17 protein-coding genes are annotated in these 18,442 nt (G+C 63.7%); 10 read left to right on the top strand and 7 right to left on the bottom strand.

Annotated features, from left to right (window positions below; translation table 11 throughout):
- Positions 1 to 121: 121 nt before the first annotated feature.
- Together KJP30_RS11675 and KJP30_RS11670 are read left to right on the top strand one after the other, a co-directional pair.
- Entirely contained in the window at positions 122 to 1,351 is a 1,230-nt protein-coding gene (locus KJP30_RS11675; protein WP_218449458.1) for an MFS transporter, read from the top strand.
- 3 nt (positions 1,352 to 1,354) lie between these two features.
- Positions 1,355 to 2,758 (top strand): MATE family efflux transporter, encoded by a 1,404-nt coding sequence (locus KJP30_RS11670; RefSeq protein WP_343222765.1) that lies wholly within the window; start codon positions 1,355 to 1,357, stop codon positions 2,756 to 2,758.
- 84 nt (positions 2,759 to 2,842) lie between these two features.
- Here KJP30_RS11670 and KJP30_RS11665 read toward each other — a convergent pair whose 3' ends face one another.
- Positions 2,843 to 4,162: a ferredoxin reductase family protein gene (locus tag KJP30_RS11665; protein WP_218449457.1), complete on the bottom strand. Its 1,320-nt coding sequence runs from the start codon at positions 4,160 to 4,162 to the stop codon at positions 2,843 to 2,845.
- A gap of 133 nt (positions 4,163 to 4,295) precedes the next feature.
- On the opposite strand from KJP30_RS11665, the gene KJP30_RS11660 reads away from it, so the two are divergent.
- Positions 4,296 to 5,171: a 50S ribosomal protein L11 methyltransferase gene (locus tag KJP30_RS11660; protein WP_218449456.1), complete on the top strand. Its 876-nt coding sequence runs from the start codon at positions 4,296 to 4,298 to the stop codon at positions 5,169 to 5,171.
- Positions 5,172 to 5,286: 115 nt separating this feature from the next.
- A complete protein-coding gene (locus tag KJP30_RS11655) occupies positions 5,287 to 5,631 on the top strand; it encodes a hypothetical protein (protein ID WP_218449455.1) in 345 nt (114 codons plus the stop codon).
- A gap of 120 nt (positions 5,632 to 5,751) precedes the next feature.
- Here KJP30_RS11655 and KJP30_RS11650 read toward each other — a convergent pair whose 3' ends face one another.
- Positions 5,752 to 5,958 carry a DUF1127 domain-containing protein gene (locus KJP30_RS11650; RefSeq protein ID WP_218449454.1) on the bottom strand — a complete coding sequence of 69 codons (207 nt, stop codon included), beginning with the start codon at positions 5,956 to 5,958 and terminating at the stop codon, positions 5,752 to 5,754.
- 311 nt (positions 5,959 to 6,269) lie between these two features.
- Between KJP30_RS11650 and ruvC the strand changes: the two genes are divergently transcribed.
- From ruvC to KJP30_RS11630, 4 genes are read left to right on the top strand one after another with little or no spacing between them, the layout of a single operon-like run.
- Entirely contained in the window at positions 6,270 to 6,758 is a 489-nt protein-coding gene (gene ruvC / locus KJP30_RS11645; protein WP_218449453.1) for a crossover junction endodeoxyribonuclease RuvC, read from the top strand.
- Entirely contained in the window at positions 6,755 to 7,423 is a 669-nt protein-coding gene (ruvA, locus tag KJP30_RS11640) for a Holliday junction branch migration protein RuvA (RefSeq protein WP_218449452.1), read from the top strand. Before ruvC ends, ruvA begins: the two co-directional genes overlap by 4 nt.
- A 9-nt stretch (positions 7,424 to 7,432) precedes the next feature.
- Positions 7,433 to 8,461: a Holliday junction branch migration DNA helicase RuvB gene (gene ruvB / locus KJP30_RS11635; RefSeq protein ID WP_218449450.1), complete on the top strand. Its 1,029-nt coding sequence runs from the start codon at positions 7,433 to 7,435 to the stop codon at positions 8,459 to 8,461.
- A 36-nt stretch (positions 8,462 to 8,497) separates the two neighbouring features.
- Positions 8,498 to 9,142 (top strand): hypothetical protein, encoded by a 645-nt coding sequence (locus KJP30_RS11630; RefSeq protein WP_425515706.1) that lies wholly within the window; start codon positions 8,498 to 8,500, stop codon positions 9,140 to 9,142.
- A gap of 97 nt (positions 9,143 to 9,239) precedes the next feature.
- Here the strand turns inward: KJP30_RS11630 and trpS are convergent, their stop codons facing one another.
- Positions 9,240 to 10,268, bottom strand: a complete 1,029-nt coding sequence (gene trpS, locus KJP30_RS11625) for a tryptophan--tRNA ligase (protein ID WP_218449439.1) — start codon at positions 10,266 to 10,268, stop codon at positions 9,240 to 9,242.
- Positions 10,269 to 10,343: 75 nt separating this feature from the next.
- Here trpS and KJP30_RS11620 point away from each other — a divergent pair, with 75 nt between their 5' ends.
- The gene (locus KJP30_RS11620; protein ID WP_218449437.1) at positions 10,344 to 11,027 is read left to right on the top strand and encodes a rhomboid family intramembrane serine protease; all 684 of its coding nucleotides are present in this window, start codon (positions 10,344 to 10,346) and stop codon (positions 11,025 to 11,027) included.
- 6 nt (positions 11,028 to 11,033) lie between these two features.
- Here the strand turns inward: KJP30_RS11620 and KJP30_RS11615 are convergent, their stop codons facing one another.
- Complete coding sequence (locus tag KJP30_RS11615) at positions 11,034 to 12,323, bottom strand: phospholipase D-like domain-containing protein (protein WP_218449436.1); 1,290 nt, start codon at positions 12,321 to 12,323, stop codon at positions 11,034 to 11,036.
- A complete protein-coding gene (murJ, locus tag KJP30_RS11610) occupies positions 12,320 to 13,867 on the bottom strand; it encodes a murein biosynthesis integral membrane protein MurJ (protein WP_218449435.1) in 1,548 nt (515 codons plus the stop codon). The genes KJP30_RS11615 and murJ overlap by 4 nt, the downstream gene beginning before the upstream one ends.
- A 223-nt stretch (positions 13,868 to 14,090) precedes the next feature.
- Here murJ and KJP30_RS11605 point away from each other — a divergent pair, with 223 nt between their 5' ends.
- Entirely contained in the window at positions 14,091 to 14,495 is a 405-nt protein-coding gene (locus tag KJP30_RS11605) for a hypothetical protein (protein WP_218449434.1), read from the top strand.
- Here the strand turns inward: KJP30_RS11605 and KJP30_RS11600 are convergent.
- Complete coding sequence (locus tag KJP30_RS11600) at positions 14,492 to 17,287, bottom strand: [protein-PII] uridylyltransferase (RefSeq protein WP_224874144.1); 2,796 nt, start codon at positions 17,285 to 17,287, stop codon at positions 14,492 to 14,494. The genes KJP30_RS11605 and KJP30_RS11600 overlap by 4 nt on opposite strands.
- A complete protein-coding gene (locus tag KJP30_RS11595; protein ID WP_218449433.1) occupies positions 17,247 to 18,434 on the bottom strand; it encodes a penicillin-binding protein activator in 1,188 nt (395 codons plus the stop codon). Before KJP30_RS11595 ends, KJP30_RS11600 begins: the two co-directional genes overlap by 41 nt.
- Positions 18,435 to 18,442 lie beyond the last annotated feature (8 nt).

Raw genomic sequence — 18,442 nt, 5'->3', positions numbered from 1 at the left:
CGATGCGCGCCGGAGGCTCCCCCCGTTTCCGGCGCGCAGGTCGGCGCATGGCGGCAGCACTGTGCGTGCACGCACAGATTGCGGCCTCGCCAAGCGGGGTGCCGGGGCGTAAAGCGAAAGGATGACACCGGTTTCCCTTTCTGACGCACATCACCTCCCTGTCTGGCGCCGCCCCGCGGCGCTTTTGACGTTGATGGCGATTGCCATGCCACTTTCCTTCGCCACCTGGTCGGCGCTGCTGAACAATTTTGTCATCGAAGCCGCGGCGTTCGACGGCAAGGACATCGGCTGGCTGCACACCGTGCGTGAGATCCCCGGATTTCTCGCCATCGGCGTGATCGTCGTGCTGTTGGTCATGCGGGAACAGGTGTTGGCGCTGGTTTCGCTTGCGCTGTTGGGGGTGGCGACGGGCCTGACGGCCATGTTCCCCAGCATGGGCGGGCTGCTGTTCATCACGCTGCTCAGTTCCATCGGTTTCCATTACTACGAGACAGTGAACCAGAGCCTGCAATTGCAATGGTTGCCCAAGGATCGCGCGCCGCAAATGCTGGGCTGGCTGATCGCTGCGGGATCTGGGGCGACGCTGATCGCCTATGTCGCCATCGTTCTGACCTGGGAAGCGTGGGACCTGTCGTATAACTTCGTCTACCTTGTGTCGGGCGGGCTGACACTGGCTATCGTGGCCTACTGCTGGTTCGCTTTCCCGCAATTCGAAAGCCCCAATCCGCAGGTCAAGAAGTTCATCCTGCGCCGCCGCTACTGGCTGTATTACGCGCTGCAATTCATGTCGGGCGCGCGGCGTCAGATCTTTGTCGTCTTTGCCGGTTTCATGATGGTCGAACGCTTTGGGTTCGACGTGCATGAGGTGACGGCGCTGTACCTTATCAACCTTGTCGCCAACATGATCATCGGACCGGTTTTCGGCCGGGCGGTTTTCAAGTTCGGTGAACGCAACACGCTGGTGTTCGAATATGTCGGGCTGACGGTGGTGTTCCTGCTGTATGGGGGCATCTACTGGTTCGGATGGGGCGTGCTGCTGGCGGCAACGCTTTACGTGATTGACCATCTTTTCTTTGCCATGGCGCTGGCGTTGAAGACCTATTTTCAAAAGATCGCGGACCCGGGCGACATTGCCCCCACGGCTGCCGTGGCCTTTACCATCAACCACATCGCGGCGGTGTTCCTGCCCGCCTTGCTTGGCTATCTCTGGCTGGTGTCGCCCGGTGCGGTCTTTGGGCTGGCCGCCGCCATGGCGATGACCAGCCTTGTGTTGGCGATGATGATCCCGCGCCATCCGGAACCGGGTAACGAGACCGTATTCAGCGGGGTCGTCGCGGCCCCGGCCGAGTAACCCGTGACCGAAGCCGAGGCACAGGGGCGGTTCCTCAGCGGCCCCACCATGGGCCACGTTGTGCGCATGACGCTGACGGGCGCGGCGGGGATCACATTTGTTTTCGTGGTCGATGCAGCCAATCTGTTCTGGCTCTCCCAGTTGGGAGAGCCGATCCTGATGGCGGCCATTGGCTATGCCTTCGCAATCCAATTCTTTACCGTCTCCATCGGCGTTGGCCTGATGATCGCCACTACGGCGCTGGTGTCGCGCAGCATTGGGCGCGGCGAACGCGCGCTGGCGCGTGAACAGGGCACTGCGGGTGTTCTGCTGACCATGTTGGTGCAGGCGGTGACCGCCGGCCTTGTGATCCTGTTCCGGCATGACCTGCTGGCCAGCGCCGGGGCCGAGGGCGCGGCGCTGGACCTGGCGGCGCGCTATGTCGCCCTGTCGATGCCGTCGCTGGTGATCATGGCCATTGGTCTGTGCGGCAGCGCGGTGCTGCGCGCCGATGGGCTGGCGCGACAGGCGATGATGGTCACCATGGGCGGCGGCCTGATCATGCTGGGGCTGGACCCCTTGCTGATCTACGTTCTGGAGCTGGGCCTTGACGGTGCGGCGCTGAGTATCTGGATCTTTCGCATCATCATGGCGTCGCTGGCGATCTGGTTTGGCGGGTTTCGCAACCCCTTGCTGGCGCGGCCGGATCCACGCCTGTTGCTGCGGCATGGTCCCGGGCTGTTGCGCGTGGCCATGCCGGCCATCGTGACCCAGATGGCTACGCCATTCGGGAATTTCCTGCTCACCGGATTGATCGCGGTCTATGGCGACACGGCTGTGGCGGCCTGGGCCGTTATCAATCGCCTGACCGTGGTGGCCTTTGGCGGGCTGTTCTCGCTGGCGGGCGCGATCGGCGGCATCTTTGGCCAGAATTTCGGGGCCCGGCAATTTGCCCGCCTGCGCCAGACCTATCGCGACGCGGCGCTGTTCTGTCTTCTCTATGCCGGGGGCGTCTGGCTGATCCTCTGGGCGCTGACGGGGCAGATCGCCGCCGGTTTCGGCCTGACGGGGGAAGCGGCACAGGTACTGGCGGCTTTCACCGGCATCGGTGCGCTGTCCTTTACGCTGGGCGGGCTGCTGTTTGTCTCGAACGCCGCGTTCAACACGCTGGGGCGGCCGGTCTGGGCTTCGGTGCAAAGCTGGCTGCGCGAGTGCCTGTTCCTCTGGCCTGCCGCGATCTGGCTTTCCGGCCTTTATGCCGCGCAGGGTGTGATCTATGCACAGGCGCTGGTCGGGGTGATCATGGGTGTCATCGCTGGCTGGCTGGGATGGCGTTTCGTGCGTGGCATCGGCGATGGCCCTCTGCCAGAGGTCAATCTGAGGGAGCGTCGGGCCTGGCGTGATCCCAACCGCTGGCGGCGGCGCTAAAGCCCTCCGCGCAGGGCAAAGGCAAGAATCGCCAGGGCGATCAAGGCCGTCAGCCACCAAAAAGTGACTGTGATTTGTCTGCGGCTAGTCATAGCTGAATTGCTCCAGCAGGATGTTCCGGGCGGGCACGCCTAGGCCCAGCAAAGCGTCCTCGACAGCGTGCAGCATAGGCGGCGGGCCGCACAAGACAAAGACCCAGCCGCTCAAAGCGTCCGGCTCCAGATGGCGGCGCAGCATCTCGGCGGTGACAAAACCGGTTTCGCCGGTCCAGCCTTCTGGTGGCTGTGACAGGCTGTGAACCACGCGCAAGGGGCCCTTGGCCGCACGGTCGCGCAATTCGTCGCCGCAGGCGATCTGATCCTTGGTCCGGTTGGTATAGATCAGCAGGCGGGGGCGCGGATCCTGTTGCGCATCCAGTTGGCGCAGGTGTGACAGCATGGGCGCGATCCCCACGCCGCCCGCGATCAGAGCGATGCCGCTGGCCTTTGTGTGCCGTTCCAGCGTCAGCGACCCAAAGGGCCCATCGACATAGGCGCGGGTGCCGGGGGCGATCTGCCCGAGGCGGTCGGTGAAATCGCCCAGTTCCTTGATGACGAACCGCAAGTCCTCCCCTTCGTCGGGGGCCGAGGCGATGGAAAACGGGTTCTCATCCAGCGACAGGGGTGATTTGCCGATGCTGATCCAGGCAAAATGCCCGGCCCGATAGCGCAGTCCCGTGTGGCCGACGGGCGACAGGCGCAGCTCCCATGTGCGATCGGCAAGGCGTGTCACTGCGCGGACGGTCCATGGGTGACGGGCTTTTATCAGGGGCTTTAGCAAGTAGACCCAAACCAGTGACATGACCGCCACGGCAAACATGCCCGACCAAAGCAGAGCCAGTGCGTCGCCCCCGCTGTAGCGGCCCGCTCGGGTGGCATGCAGCACACCAAACCCGGCCATGATCAGCGCCATGCCCCCATGCAGGATGCGCCAGCGTTCGTGCCGGTATAACCCTTCGCGCCCCAAAGCCATGACCATCACCGCGCCCAACAGCAGCCATGCGAGGATGCCGGGCCAAAGTCCGGACCAGTCGAAATTCAGCGGCGCGGACCCGGGCGGCGTCAGGCCGGGGCGCAGGCTTTGCGGGCCGGAATACAGGAACGGGTGCGCGAAAATCAGGACCGAGGCAGCGCGAGCCAGCAACTGATGCAGGCGCATGGTCACGTCCATGCCAATCCGCCCCGAGATGACGCGGAACCGCCCCGAAAGCGCAAATTCCACCAGCAGGATCGCCAACCCGGCCAGCGCCATCCCGCTGGCCAGTTCATCGCGGAACGGGCGCGGCGGCAGGCCCTGAAGCGCCGCCAGCGCCAGCGGCGCGCAGGTCAGGGCAAGGTAGAACAGAACAAGCAGGGCGGCGGGCATGGCGTCACGCGATTGGTCCTGATTGGCGGTAGCACGCTTGCCCGTCGGAATCACGTCGGTCGCGCCGCCGCTTGCGAAGGGCGGGCTTTCATGCCACAGCAAATGCGTTTTTTCCCGCCAATGGACAGCCAAAATGCCAAGAACCTGGACCGCCTTCACCAAGCTTGCCGACAAGGACCGGGCCGAGGCCCTTGGTCTTGCCCTTGAGGATCTAGAACCGGAGCCCACCGGCGTCGGAGTCTTTGAAATCGAGGATGGCTCTGGCACCTGGGAGGTGGGCGGCTATTTCACCGAAGCGCCCAACGACGTGGAGCTGGCCCTGCTGGCCGCCGCCTATGACGCCAAAAGCTTTGTCATCTCCGAGGTGCCCGACACCGATTGGGTCGACAAGGTGCGCCGTGAACTGACCCCGGTCGAGGCCGGGCGGTTCTTTGTCTATGGAAGCCATGACGCGGACAAGATCCCGGAAGGCAGCGAACCGCTTCTGATCGAGGCGGCGATGGCCTTTGGCACCGGCCACCACGGTACGACTCAGGGCTGTCTGGAGGCGCTGGATCGCTTGGCGAACGATGGCTTTCAGGGCCGCAAGGTTGCCGACATCGGTTGCGGCACCGCCGTTTTGGCCATGGGGGCCGCGCGTATCTGGCCCGATCCGGTGATCGCCTCGGACATCGACGAGGTGGCTGTCGAAGTGGCCGAAGCAAACGTCCGTGCCAACGACCTGGCCGGCAAGGTGACCTGCGTCGAGGCGGCCGGTTTCGATCACCCTGACCTGCATGGCGGCGCGCCCTACGACCTTGTGTTTGCGAATATCCTGAAACAGCCGCTGATCGACCTCGCCCCCGACATGGCCAGCCATCTTGCCCCCGGGGGCTATGCCATCCTTTCGGGAATCCTGACTTGGCAGGCGGATGAAGTCGTCGAGGTCTATACCGCCCACGGGATGCCGCAATTGCGCCGCGATGTGATTGGTGAATGGGTGACGCTGACGCTTCGGAAAAACCCGTAAAATAAGGGTTAAGGAAACAAAATGGGGCAAATTAGATCCTAATTGCCCCATTCTTGCCGTAAAGTTTGGCTAAAAATTGCCTCATCCGGTGGGGGCCGGGTGAAATGAGGCTGCCATGGACGACGCTCAAAGGAGCTTTCGCAAGCGCGAACAGGCGCTGCGACGCAAACATATCCGCATGTCACAGGGGTATGTGACACGGATGAACCGAAACGGTGTCATTGAACAGATCCCGGACAGGAAAATCGGAGGTTTCGGATTTCAAGTCGCGCTGCGGCTGTGTCTGGTGCTGATGGGGTTCAAGGTCATGGCGTTGGTCTGGCTGGGCGAGGACAACTACGCGAACCATGTTGCGGCGCTTGCCAGCGGGGCCATCCATGAAAAAGCCGGTGCCTGGATCATGCAGATCGACCCGGTGACGCGGACGTTGGCCGGTTACCTGACGCCTGTCATCGGCTGACAGCTTACCTGACCGTAGAAATTGAAAAGCCCCCGCGTTGCGAAAACGCGTGGGCTTTTCTCATGCCGTGAGTGGCGAAAGCGCCTGTCCGTTCATCCCGACCGACAGGCGCCGGTCTTTTCAGGAATTGCGCGAAACAGCGTCAATATCGCCACGGTGCAGGCCGATGTCGTCCAGCTCGCGGTCGGTCAGGGCCGACAGGCTGTTGCGGGTCAGACGTGCGTCGTTCCAAGCGGCAAATGCGCTGATCATTGCGGTGAAGATACCGCCGATCCGAGCGGCGGAGCCCGAAGCGGCGTGCGGGCGGGTGATGTCGTATGCGGCCATCGCTGGTCTCCATAGATGGGGGTGTTCGTTCTGAAACCGCACATAGTTTGGGCAAAACGATGCAACAAGCCGCATTTTCTGCATGGGTCGCATGCAGTTTCTGCATAGCAGAAAGTCTTGTTAACCTACTGGATTTATACGCAGAAATTCGCCTGAATCCAAGTCGTTTTCCGACTCGATGCTGCCGTTTTCAGCGCCTATTTGTCGGTGCTGGAACAGGGTGCGTCGCAAACGGTCCTCAGGGTATTAACCTTGGCTTTTGTTCGCGTTTCGTGCTAGCCGTGTCTGAAAAACAACAAGTGCAGGCATCCATGCGGATAATGGGCATTGATCCGGGGCTTCGCACCCTTGGATGGGGCGTAATCGAGGTCGAAGGCAGCCGACTCAGGCATGTGGCAAACGGGTTGTGCAAGCCTGCGGGCAAGGAATTGGCCGAACGTTTGCTGTCTCTGCACTCGCTGTTGACCGATGTCGTCTCGCGCATGATGCCGGATGAGGCCGCAGTCGAACATACTTTCGTCAACCGCGATGGTGCGGGCACGCTGAAACTGGGGCAGGCGCGGGCGATTGCCCTTCTGGTTCCGGCACAGTTTGGCCTGACCATAGGGGAATACGCGCCGAACTCGGTCAAAAAGACGGTGGTCGGCGTCGGACATGCGGAAAAACATCAGGTGGAACATATGGTCGGTTTGCAATTGCCCGGTGCAAAGCCCGAAGGACCGGACGCAGCCGATGCTTTGGCCATCGCCATCTGCCACGCCCATCATATGGGCACACGGCGCATGAAGGTGCGGGCATGATCGGGCGGATTGCGGGGCGCATCGTCTACCACGGCGAAGATCACGTTCTGATCGACGTGCAGGGCGTGGGCTATGTGGTCTATTGCAGCGATCGCGTGCGCGCGGGGCTGCCCGGAGCGGGTGAGGCCACCGCACTGTTCACCGATCTTCTGGTGCGCGAGGACCTGCTGCAACTTTTCGGCTTTCCGACCTTGGTGGAAAAGGAATGGTTCCGCCTGTTGCTGTCAGTGCAGGGCGTGGGCGCCAAGGCTGCACTGGCCATTCTGGGGACACTTGGCCCGGATGGTGTCAGCCGCGCGCTTGCGCTGGGCGACTGGGCCGCGATCAAGGCTGCCCGTGGCATTGGCCCCAAGACGGCGCAGCGCGTGGTCAATGAACTGAAGGACAAGGCTCCCGCCATCATGGCCATGGGCGTGGTCGAGCCTGCCGATACTCCCGCCCCTGAGGTGATCGAGGTAGGGCCAGCGACGGCGGCCCCGGCACCGAAACCGGCGGCCCCGCGCCGGTCCAGCGCCCAGGCCGAAGCGCTTTCGGCGCTGGGCAATCTTGGTTACGGCCCATCCGAAGCCGCCAGCGCGGTGGCCGAAGCCGCGGGGGCGGACCCGGAGGCCGACACCGCCAGCCTGATCCGCGCGGCGTTGAAGCTGCTGGCGCCCAAGGGGTAAAGGATGGGCATGAGCGATCCCGACCCCACCCTGCGCCCCGATCCGCTGCCCGAAGACCGCGACCGCGCCTTGCGCCCGCAGATGCTCGGCGACTTCATCGGTCAGGCCGAGGCGCGCGCCAACCTCCGCGTCTTTATCCAAAGCGCACGCTCGCGCGGCGAGGCGATGGATCACACGTTGTTCCATGGCCCGCCGGGTCTGGGCAAGACGACACTTGCACAGATCATGGCACGCGAACTGGGAGTCGGGTTCCGCATGACCTCTGGTCCCGTTCTGGCCAAGGCTGGGGACCTTGCCGCGATCCTGACCAATCTCGAACGCAACGACGTCCTGTTCATCGACGAAATTCACCGCATGAACGCTGCTGTCGAAGAGGTGCTCTATCCCGCGATGGAGGACTATGAACTGGACCTCGTGATCGGCGAAGGGCCGGCGGCGCGCACCGTTCGGATTGAGCTTCAACCCTTTACCCTTGTGGGGGCCACAACCCGGCTTGGCCTGCTGACCACGCCCCTGCGGGACCGGTTTGGCATCCCGACGCGGTTGAACTTTTACACCGTGCCCGAACTGGAAACCATCGTGGCGGGCAACGCGGTCAAGCTCGGCGTCCGCATCGAAGGGGACGGGGCATTGGAAATTGCCCGCCGCTCGCGGGGGACGCCGCGTATCGCCGGTCGACTGCTGCGCCGGGTCGTGGATTTCGCCGTTGTCGAAGGCGGCGGCGTTGTCAGCCGCGCGTTGGCGGACAATGCGCTGACCCGGCTGGGGGTGGATTCGCTGGGTCTTGACGGGGCCGACCGGCGCTACCTGTCCTTGATGGCGGAAAACTACGCGGGAGGCCCGGTTGGGATCGAAACACTCTCTGCCGCCCTTTCCGAAAGCCGCGATGCGCTGGAGGAGGTTGTCGAACCCTACCTTCTGCAACAAGGGCTGATCAGCCGCACACCGCGCGGCCGTATGCTGGCCCAGAAGGCGTGGAAACACCTTGGGCTTGCAGCGCCGGTCCCGCCCGGGCAAAGCGACCTTTTCGAGGGCTGAGGCCCAAAGTTCCGCAAGACGAAAGACACGACCCGCATGGCAGACAGGCTGACCCCGCAAGAGATCGAGTCCCTCTTTACCCGTTCCGACGGCAGCTACCTTTGCGCGCGCTGGGGCAGGCCGCTGGCCCCCATTGTCTTCGGGGTCGAGGACAAGACACTCGAAGTTGTGAAAGGCGCGTTCGAGGCCATCTGCACTCTTGCTGGTCATCAGATGGCCGAGACAGACCCGGAACTGGGCAGCAACGTGATGGTCTTTTTCTTCCGCGACTGGGCGGAATTGCTCGAAGTGCCGGATCTCGACCGGCTGGTCGAGGGGCTGGCCCCGCTGGTGGACCGGCTGCAAGAGGCAAAAGCCAACCAGTACCGCGTATTCCGCTTTGACCCGGACGGCGGCATCAAGGCCTGCTTCATCTTTCTTCGAATGGATGCCGAACTGGCCAAGGTGCCGGCCGAAACGCTCGCGCTGTCACAGGTTGTGCAGGCGATCCTGCTCTGGTCCGATCGGGCTTTCACGGATCGCTCGCCCCTGGCCCGGCTGGACGGCGGGCGCGTGATCCTGCGGCCCGACATCGCGGCGGTGATCCGGGCGGCCTATGATCCGGTCCTGCCAGTCGCCGCCGCTGATCCGACACATGCGCTGCGTCTTTCCGCACGGATTGCTGCTGCTCAGGCGCAATAGACCGCCCGCCCGCGCCTGTGCTTCTTCTTGGTGAAAGTGCTCCGGGGTCCGGGGCAGGGCCCCGGTTCCCCCTTTGCCGCAGGCGCAGGCCGCTGCCTTAGCGCACCATGCCCACGATCTCGTAGGTCTTGGCCAGGATCGGTGCGGCGATTTCGCGTGCGCGGTCCGACCCGCGCCGCAGGATCGCGTCGATCTGTGCGGGGTCCGAGGTCAGGCGCTTCATCTCGGTCGAGATCGGTTCAAGCTTGGCCACCGCCAGATCCGCCAGCGAGGGTTTGAAGGTGCCGAACTGCTGGCCGCCATGTTCCGCGATCACCTGCTCCACCGACAGGTCGGCCAGCGCGGCGTAGATATTTACCAGATTGCGCGCCTCGGCGCGGCCCTCCAGTCCTTCGACCGTCTCGGGCAGCGGCTCGGGGTCGGTCTTGGCCTTGCGGATCTTCTGCGCGATCGCGTCCGCGTCATCGGTCAGGTTGATGCGGCTCATGTCCGACGGATCGGACTTCGACATTTTCTTGGACCCGTCGCGCAGGCTCATGACCCGGGTGGCGGCGCCTTCGATCACCGGTTCCGTGATCGGAAAGAAATCGACGCCGAAGTCATTGTTGAACTTGATCGCGATATCGCGGGTCAGCTCGAGGTGCTGTTTCTGGTCCTCGCCCACGGGGACGTGGGTGGCATGGTACAGAAGGATGTCCGCCGCCATCAGCGCGGGATAGGCAAACAGGCCCAGCGAGGCGTTCTGCTGGTTCTTGCCGGCCTTGTCCTTCCACTGGGTCATGCGCTGCATCCAGCCCATGCGGGCGACGCAGTTGAAAATCCAGGCCAGCTGGGCGTGTTCGGCAACCTGGCTCTGGTTGAACAGGATCGACTTTTCCGGATCGACACCTGAGGCGATGAAACCGGCGGTCAACTCGCGCGTCTGGCGCTTGAGCGCCTCGGGGTCCTGCCAGACGGTGATCGCGTGCATGTCGACCATGCAATAGACCGATTCGATGCCTTTTTCCTGGCTGTCGGCAAACCGCTTGAGCGCGCCGAGATAGTTGCCAAGGGTCAGCCCGCCCGAAGGCTGGATGCCCGAGAAGACACGCGGGGTGAAGGCGGCATTGGGCTGCGGCTCGGACATGGGAACTCCCGTGGTGGCAATTGTCGCGCGGCTGGCTTACCCATGCGGCCGGACACCGTCAAGAAAGAGGCCCATATGACGCATCCGGTAAATGAACCCCCGGTCAACCCTCTGCCGCCGGTGGTGGTGGCGCTGTTCCTTGTGCTGGCCGGGATCGAGCTGGTGCTCTGGCTGGGCGGGCAGGGCATCGTCGGCGGGCCCGAGGCGGTGGGCTGGCGCAATTCGGCAATCGAAACCTATGCGTTTTCCGGTCGTGCCTTTGACTGGATGCTGGAGACCGGGCAATACCCGCCCGAACATCTGGTGCGTTTCGTCTCTTACCTTTTCCTGCATGCCAGTTTCAGCCATGCGCTTTTCGCGATGGTGATCCTGCTGGCCATGGGCAAGATCCTTGCCGAAACCGCCGGCGCACTGGTTTTCGTGGGCGTCTTCTTTGTGTCCGGGATTGTCGGGGCGGTGGCCTTTGGAGTGATCAGCGATGAGCCGTGGCTGATCGGTGCCTTCCCAGCGGTCTACGGGCTGATCGGGGCCTTTACCTTCCTGCTATGGCTGCGCCTTGGGCAAGAGGGCGCGCCGCAGGTGCGGGCCTTTACATTGATCGGCATGCTGCTCGCGGTGCAACTGGTCTTTGGCATGCTGTTCGGCGGCGGGCAGGACTGGATCGCCGATGTCGCCGGCTTCGTGACCGGCTTTGCCCTGACGCTTGTGTTGGCTCCGGGTGGCATGGCCCGGGTTGTACAGAAAATCCGCCGCAGGTAATGGGCCTTAGAACAGCGAGGCAGGCAGCCACCCTCTTCGGGCGGTGTTGTCTTGCGGTTCAAACGGTGCGCCAAGGCCGCACCGGTCTGCCGCATCCGCCCCGTCGCGCGCCATCCCGGGGGCCAGCGCCTCCAGAAAGGCCTGCGTCAATGCGCCGTCCCGAACAAGGGCGGCGGTTTCCGTGTTCCAATGGCAGGCGCGAAGCGTCAACGCGGTCGAGCCGATGACGCAAGTGTCGTCGATCAGGCAAAGCGTGGCGGGTGTCGGATTCGTCAGGGTCCGCGCGACCAATCGCTGGCCATAAGCGCTGTGCAGCCGTGCCATTACCTTTGCTTGCAAACCTGCCGCTTGGGCATTGTCCCATGTGCCGACCGGCTGTTGTGGCAACAGCAGGAAAAATTGCAGGTCTTGCCGTCCGGAGGCCTGCACCAGAGCATCGGCAAGATCCGGATGCAAAAGGGCGGTTGTCCGGATCACAATCCGCTGGCGCGCCGTTCCGATCAGACGTTTCAAGGCAGGGGCAAAATCTTCGGCGACAGGCCGGGGGGCAAAGCCGGGTCGGGGGCAAGAGCGTGTGCGCAGCAGGCGCAGGTCATCGCGGCTTTGCGGGCGTGTCGGCGTGGGGATCTCGGTGGCACTTGCGCCCAGCGATGGCGCGCCTGCGTTCATGGCGTCAGACCATGTATCGGCGAAATGCCCTCTCAAAGCCCCGGCAAAATCGCCGTCATCAACCCAAAGAGCCAAGACCTGCATGCCGTCGCTGCCAAGGTCATGCCCCCCAAGGATCGCACGCTGCCCATCGGCCACGGCAAAGGTCTGGTTGATTTCGACCGGCTGCGGTGCGGGGCGATGGCGCAGAAGACCGCGTTGAACCGGGGTCAGGCCGGGCTGTTCGTCTGCCCGGAGACTGCCCAGCGCGGGGCGCAGGTGACGCCCTAGCAGCCAGCCTTTCAGGCCTGAGGCGCGCTGTCCATGTGCGGCACACAGCAACTGTACCTCCCCCGGCAACACGTCGGCGAGGCCCGAGACCGCGGCCCATGCCGCACGATGGCGGGCGGGATCCTGCAATGGGTCGCAATCGGGGACAAGGATGCGCAACGATACACCGCGCCGGGGCAGCAGGGCCAAAAGGTCGCCCCATGTCTCCAGCCCGCGTTCCCGCAGTTCCGGCATGACCAGTGGCGTTGCCGCGGAAAGTGCCGGCAGGCACAGCAAGAGGTCTTGGCGCGCGGTGGCGGCAAGGCGTTCCAAGGCGGCCCAGGCCTCGGCCGCAGAGGTCAGCGCGCGCGCGGTCATCCTCGTGACCGTTTGAACATGGCCTTGATCTCGGACAGGCGGAAAGCGCCAAGGGCTTGCCCCGCCACCCCGTAGACCAGGACGCCCGAAAGGATCAGGCCGAAGAGCACGGCAAACCGCAGGTAGGGCACCGCCAGCCACGGGGCCAGCAACAGGTTGAAGCCCCAAAGAGCCGCCCCCATGATCACCGAGGCCGCCACGATGCGCCACAGGCGCTGGCGGAAACGATCGTCGAAATGGGCGACTTCGCCCATGGCGCGGGCACCCCGGGCCAGTTGCCAGACCATGATCCATCCGGCCAGCGTGGTGGCGATGGCCGGGGCAATCCAGCCAATCACCGGGGCCAGACCCACGGCGATGACGGCGTTCACAACCATGGCCCAGACCGCGAAGCGGAACGGGCTGCGCGTGTCCTCACGGGCGAAATAGAGCGGTTGCAACACTTTTTGCAGCACGAAGGAGGGCAGGCCGAGCCCGTATATCGCCACGGCCAGCGCGATGGCCGCGCTGTCATTGGCGGTTGTGGCACCGCGTTCGAACAGGACCGAGACCATGGGCAGGGGGATCGCCACCAGCGCCACGGCTGCGGGAACGGTTAGCGCAAGGCTGAGTTCTCCTGCGCGGGAAAAAGCATTGCGCGCGCCGGTATCGTCCTGTGCCTTCAGTCGGCGTGACAGGTCTGGCAGCAGCACGATGCCCACGGCAATTCCCACCACGCCCAGCGGCAACTGGTACAGGCGGTCCGCAGCATAAAGCCAGCCCACCGCCTTTTCAAAGTGGCTGGCGACCTGTTGACCTACCAGCAGGTTGATCTGCATGACCCCCCCGGCAAGAGCGGCGGGCACGGCAATCACGACCAGCCGTTTCATGTCGGGGGTCAGGCGCGGCAGGCCCGGACGTATGCGCACCCCGGCGCGGTCCGCCGCCACCCAGACCAGCGCCAGCTGCGCCACCCCTGCCACCGGAACCGTCCAGACAAGGTACAGGATGACATCGCCCTCCAGCGCAGCGCCAAGCGCCATCGACAGGCAGACAAGGATGTTCAGCAACACGGGGGCCGCGGCAGCAGCAGCGAAATGGCCGGTGGCGTTCAGCGCCCCTGAAAACAGGGCCGCGAGCGAGATCAGCAGGATATAAGGAAAGACGATGCGCCCAAAGCCGACTGTCAGGTCGAACCGCGCATCCCCGGCAAACCCGCCGGCCGTGGCCCAGACCAGCGCCGGCATAAAGACCATCGCCAGCGCAGTCAGGGCCAACAGAACCGTCGCCAACCCGTTCAGCGCGTCGCGGGCAAAGATCAGGGGATCTTCCTCGCCCTCGTATTTCTTGGAGAACAGCGGCACAAAGGCCGCGTTGAACGCGCCTTCGGCAAAGAAGCGGCGAAAGAGGTTCGGCAGGCGGAAGGCTGCCACAAATGCATCCATCACCGGCCCGGGCCCGATCAGGCCAAGGATCAGGATTTCGCGGACGACCCCCAGAACCCGGCTCATCAGGGTCCAGAACCCGACGGTCATGACACCGGCGACAAGGCGGATGGGTTTCATGGATGGTCTCGCTTGCTGCTCTGCCGCCTGACCTATCCCAATCCGGGCGAACGCGGAAGAGGCGGCGATCTGGGCTTTGGGCGTTGGAAATCCACCATCAGGGCAAAGCGACGGTTGATTTGAAGCCCGGACTTGGCCGAGGCTGGTCCAATCCGTTTGTTGCCAGTTTCAAAGGATCATTGTTTTGCCTGTTACTTTTCAGATCTTGCCGGACTTCAATCTGGTGCTCGCGCGATTTCATGGCGAAGTAGGCACCGAGGAACACATCGCCTCGTTCGAGGAATACGCCCGGCACCCTTTGTTCGACGGTCGACAGCACGCTCTTGTCGATTTGTCCGACTGTACATTGGACGATGCTTATTTCGATGACATGCAGCGGCTGGCTTATCGGCTCAAGGATTATTACGCGGTGCGGGCGCCAAGCTCGAAAACTGCGGTCTACGCACCGGGCGATGTGGTTTTTGGCATGTCGCGCATGTACCAGTCGATTGCTGATGGGGTCAGCCCTTGGGAAATCGGAGTCTTTCGCCGGCGCGAGCGGGCGATGGGTTTTCTGGGCATCCGGCCCCAGACCCCGCAAGCACTGCGCCTGCGGGAAATCTGGGACAACGAAGTGCCGACGCCTTAGCCGCGCGCGCGCTCGGCACCTTCTTCGATGGCGGCGCGCAATTTCTTTTCGATCAGGTCGCGTTTGACCTTCGAATGCAATTTCAGCCCGAACATGTCTTTGACGTAGAAGGAGTCGACGACCTGCTCGCCATAGGTCGCGATGATCGCTGAGGCGATGTAGATGTTCAGGTTCGCCAGCGTGCGCGTCAGGTCGAACAACAGGCCGGGACGGTCGCGGGTATCCACCTCGATGATGGTAAAGATCTCGGACCCGTCGTTGTCGAAGGTGATATGTGTCGGAACCTTGAAGGCCTTTTCCCGCTTTTTCAGCTTGTCCTTCGGCTTCATCGCTTCCCGTGCGACGACCTCGCCCATCAACGTCTTGCGGATGGTTTCCCGCAGGCGCGGGATGCGCAGGTTTTCATAGGGGCTGCCCTCGGCATCCTGAATCCAGAAGGCGGCGGTGGCATAGCCGTCCTTGGTGGTAAAGGTGCGGGCGTCGACGATATTGGCCCCCGCCAGCGCCAGCGCCCCCGCCAGCCGCGAAAAGATGCCCGGATGATCCTGAAGCGCGAAACAGGCGCGGGTGGCGTCGCGGTCTTCGTCCGGGTGGATGTCGATGGCGATCTCATCGTCCTTGAGGTCGCGGAGCAGGGTGGCAAAGACCTCGTGCGCGGTGACGTGCAGGCCCTGCCAGTAGGGCGGGTAATGCCGCTTCATTTCGTGTGCGAGGGTTTCGCTGTCCCAGTCAGACAGGGCCGCGCGCAGCGCTTTGCGGGCCTCCGTGCCGCGGTTCTCGCGGTTGAGCGCCTCCATTCCGCCTTCGAGCGCGCGGCGCGTCTGGCGGTAGAGTGCGCGGATCAGCGCGGCCTTCCAGTTGTTCCAGACGCCGGGGCCGACGCCCCGGATGTCACAGACCGTCAGGACGCAGAGCAGGTCCAGCCGCTCGCGCGTTTGCACCGCCTTGGCGAAATCGCGCACGGTCCGCGGATCGGCAATGTCACGTTTCTGCGCCATGTCGGACATCAGCAGGTGATAGCGCACCAGCCACTCGACCGTGGCGGCCTCGGCCTTGGACAGGCCAAGGCGCGGGGCCACGGTGCGGGCGATGCGGGCGCCGATGATTGAATGGTCCTCATCCCGTCCCTTGCCGATGTCATGCAACAGCAGCGCGACATAGAGAACCCGGCGATTGACGCCCTCCTTGAGGATGGTCGAGGCGACGGGCAGTTCCTCTGTCAGGTGCTCGTTCTCGATCTCTGACAGGTTCCAGATGCATTGGATGATGTGTTCGTCCACCGTGTAGTGGTGGTACATGTTGAACTGCATCATCGCCACGATGGGCGCAAATTCGGGGATGAAGGCGGACAGGACGCCCAGTTCGTTCATCCGCCGCAGGGCGCGTTCGGGATTGCCGTGTTTCAGCAGCAGGTCGAGGAACAATTCACGCGCCTCGTCGTCCTCGCGAAAGGCGTTGTCAATCAGGTGCAGGTTGGCCTTGACCAGACGCATGGCGTCCGGATGGATCAACAAGCCTGTACGCAACCCTTCTTCGAAAACGCGCAGCAGGTTCAGCTTGTCCGACAGAAAGGTCTCGTCATCGGCGATCGCAAGCCGGTTGTGCACCACGCGATAGCCATCCTTGACAGGGGGCGGCCGGTTGAAGAGGCGTTGCAGCAGCGGGGCGCCCTTGGTGTGATCCGCTTCGAGCGAGGTCAGCAGGATGCGCGTCAGGTCCCCCACGGCGGTGGCGTGGCGGAAATAGTCCTGCATGAACCATTCGACCGCGCGGCGTCCGCCACGGTCGTTGTACCCCATGCGGCTGGCCACCTCGACCTGCATGTCAAAGCTGAGCTGTTCGTTTGCCCGGTTGGCCGCAAGGTGCAGGTGACAGCGTACGGCCCAGAGAAAGCGTTCCGCCTGGACAAAGGTTTCGTATTCCTCGGGACGAAAGACCCCGGTCTTGACCAGTTCCGACACGTCGTCGGTATGGTGCACGTATTTGATGATCCAGAACAGCGATTGCAGATCGCGCAGGCCGCCCTTGCCTTCTTTGACGTTGGGCTCGACCATATAGCGCTGGCCCTGCTTGTCATGGCGGGCATCACGTTCGGCCAGCTTGGCCTCAACGAATTCGCGGGCGGTCGAGTTGAACAGATCGTTCCACAACGTCCGGTCCAGATCATCGGCAAGGCTGGCGTCGCCTGTCAGGAAACGGCTTTCCAGCATGGCGGTGCGGATGGTGAAATCCTCGGCGCCAAGGCGCAGGCAGTCACGCACCGTGCGGGAACTGTGCCCGACCTTCAGCCGCAGATCCCAGAGGATGTAGAGCATCGATTCAATGACGCTCTCGGCCCATGGGGTGATTTTGTAAGGCGTCAGGAACAGCAGGTCGACATCCGAAAAAGGTGCCATTTCACCCCGCCCGTATCCGCCGACGGACAGCACGGAAAGGCGTTCCGAGTCGGTGGGTGTGGGATTGCGGTGCAACACCTCTGTGGCGACTTCGAAGGTCAGCCGGATCAGGCAATCGGTGATCCAGGTGTAGGCGCGGGTCGTGCGCCGGGCCCCGAAAGGCTCGCTGGCAAAAGCGGTGGCGACGGCCTCGCGGCCCGCGTCGCGGGCCTGCCGCAGGACCGCCACAGTATGTTTTCGCACTTCGGCTTCGCCGGTGCCCTTGGGCATTCCGGCAAAGAGGATGCTGCGCACCGCCGCAGGGTCAAAGATCTCGGCGGCGGGCGCGATCAGGTCGTCAGGGAGCGTCTCGGTCTCAGAGGCCGCCGCCCGGGAGGCTGCTGGGGGCAGGGTCAAGGATCACCATCTGTTTGTCTGTCACCGTGGCCACCGCCAGCGCGCGCCGGTTCGTGCCGTCTGTCATCAGGCGGAATACACCGCCCGTGCCGGTAAAGCCAGTCGAGGTGAGCGCCGTGGCAGACAGCGCGTCGCCGCGGCCTTCCGCGGCAAGCGTTCCGATGGCCATGATCCCGTCATAGGCCAACCCGGCCAGAGGGTGCGGCGCGGTGCCATAGGTGCTGCTGTACCGGCCGGAAAACCCTTCGAGCCGTGCGACATTCGGAACCGCGAACCATGCGCCGTCCGAGGCTGGCAGGCCAAACAGGTCGGGCCGCACGTCCCAGCGGGTCAGGCCGATATATTGAACCTGATCCGGGCTGACGCCGGCAGAGGGCAGGCGATCAAGCAGGATCGGCATCGCCTCGTTGCTGGCGGCCGTGGTGATGAAAATGCTGTCCGCAGCCCCCGAAGCGACCACCCGTCCAGCCGCGCTGGCGGCCGAGGACACGCCCTCGATCGAAAGTTGGTAGCCCTGGCTGCCGACGATGTTCACGCCAAATTCGGTGGCGGCCTTTTCGATGGCGAGTTTGCCCAGCTGTCCGGCCACATCGTCGGAATAGATGATGACCATGTTGGATTTGCCGTTGCGGCGGGCGTGAGCCATCATCCGGCGCGCGGTATTGTCGAAGGTCGAACCAAGGATGAAGACATTGCCGCCCGCGATGGTCGGGTTGTTGGAAAAGCCAAGTACGTTGATGCCCTCATCCGCAACGGCAAGCCCAGCCGCGTTGACCGCGTCGGCGCGCAGCGGGCCGAGAATGATCTTGGCGCCTTCGTCGACGGCTTTTTGCGCGACCGCGGCCGCGGCGGGTGCCTGGCCGCCGGTGTCATAAACCCGCAGGTCGATGGTCACGCCTTCGCCAAGGTCGGCCATGGCAAGCCGCGCGGCGTTTTCCAGCGAAACCGCGATTGGCGCGGCGCCCTGATCCGATTGCGGAACCAGCAGGGCCACCGGGATGGGTTTGCCGGTATTGATGCGCGGGCCATCGCCCCCGCCGCCGATATTGGTCAGCGCCGAGGGGTCGCAAGCGGCGAGGGTCAGCGCGGCAGCGATCCCGGCGAGCGGGCGCAGTGCCTTGCGGAACTTGGAAAAAATGGCGAACATGGACGGCG

The sequence above is a fragment of the Antarctobacter sediminis genome (assembly GCF_019218285.1).
Classification (GTDB): Bacteria; Pseudomonadota; Alphaproteobacteria; order Rhodobacterales; family Rhodobacteraceae; genus Antarctobacter; species Antarctobacter sediminis.
Note: the sequence above shows the minus strand (reverse complement) of the source record. Positions and strands in the feature narration are given on the sequence as shown.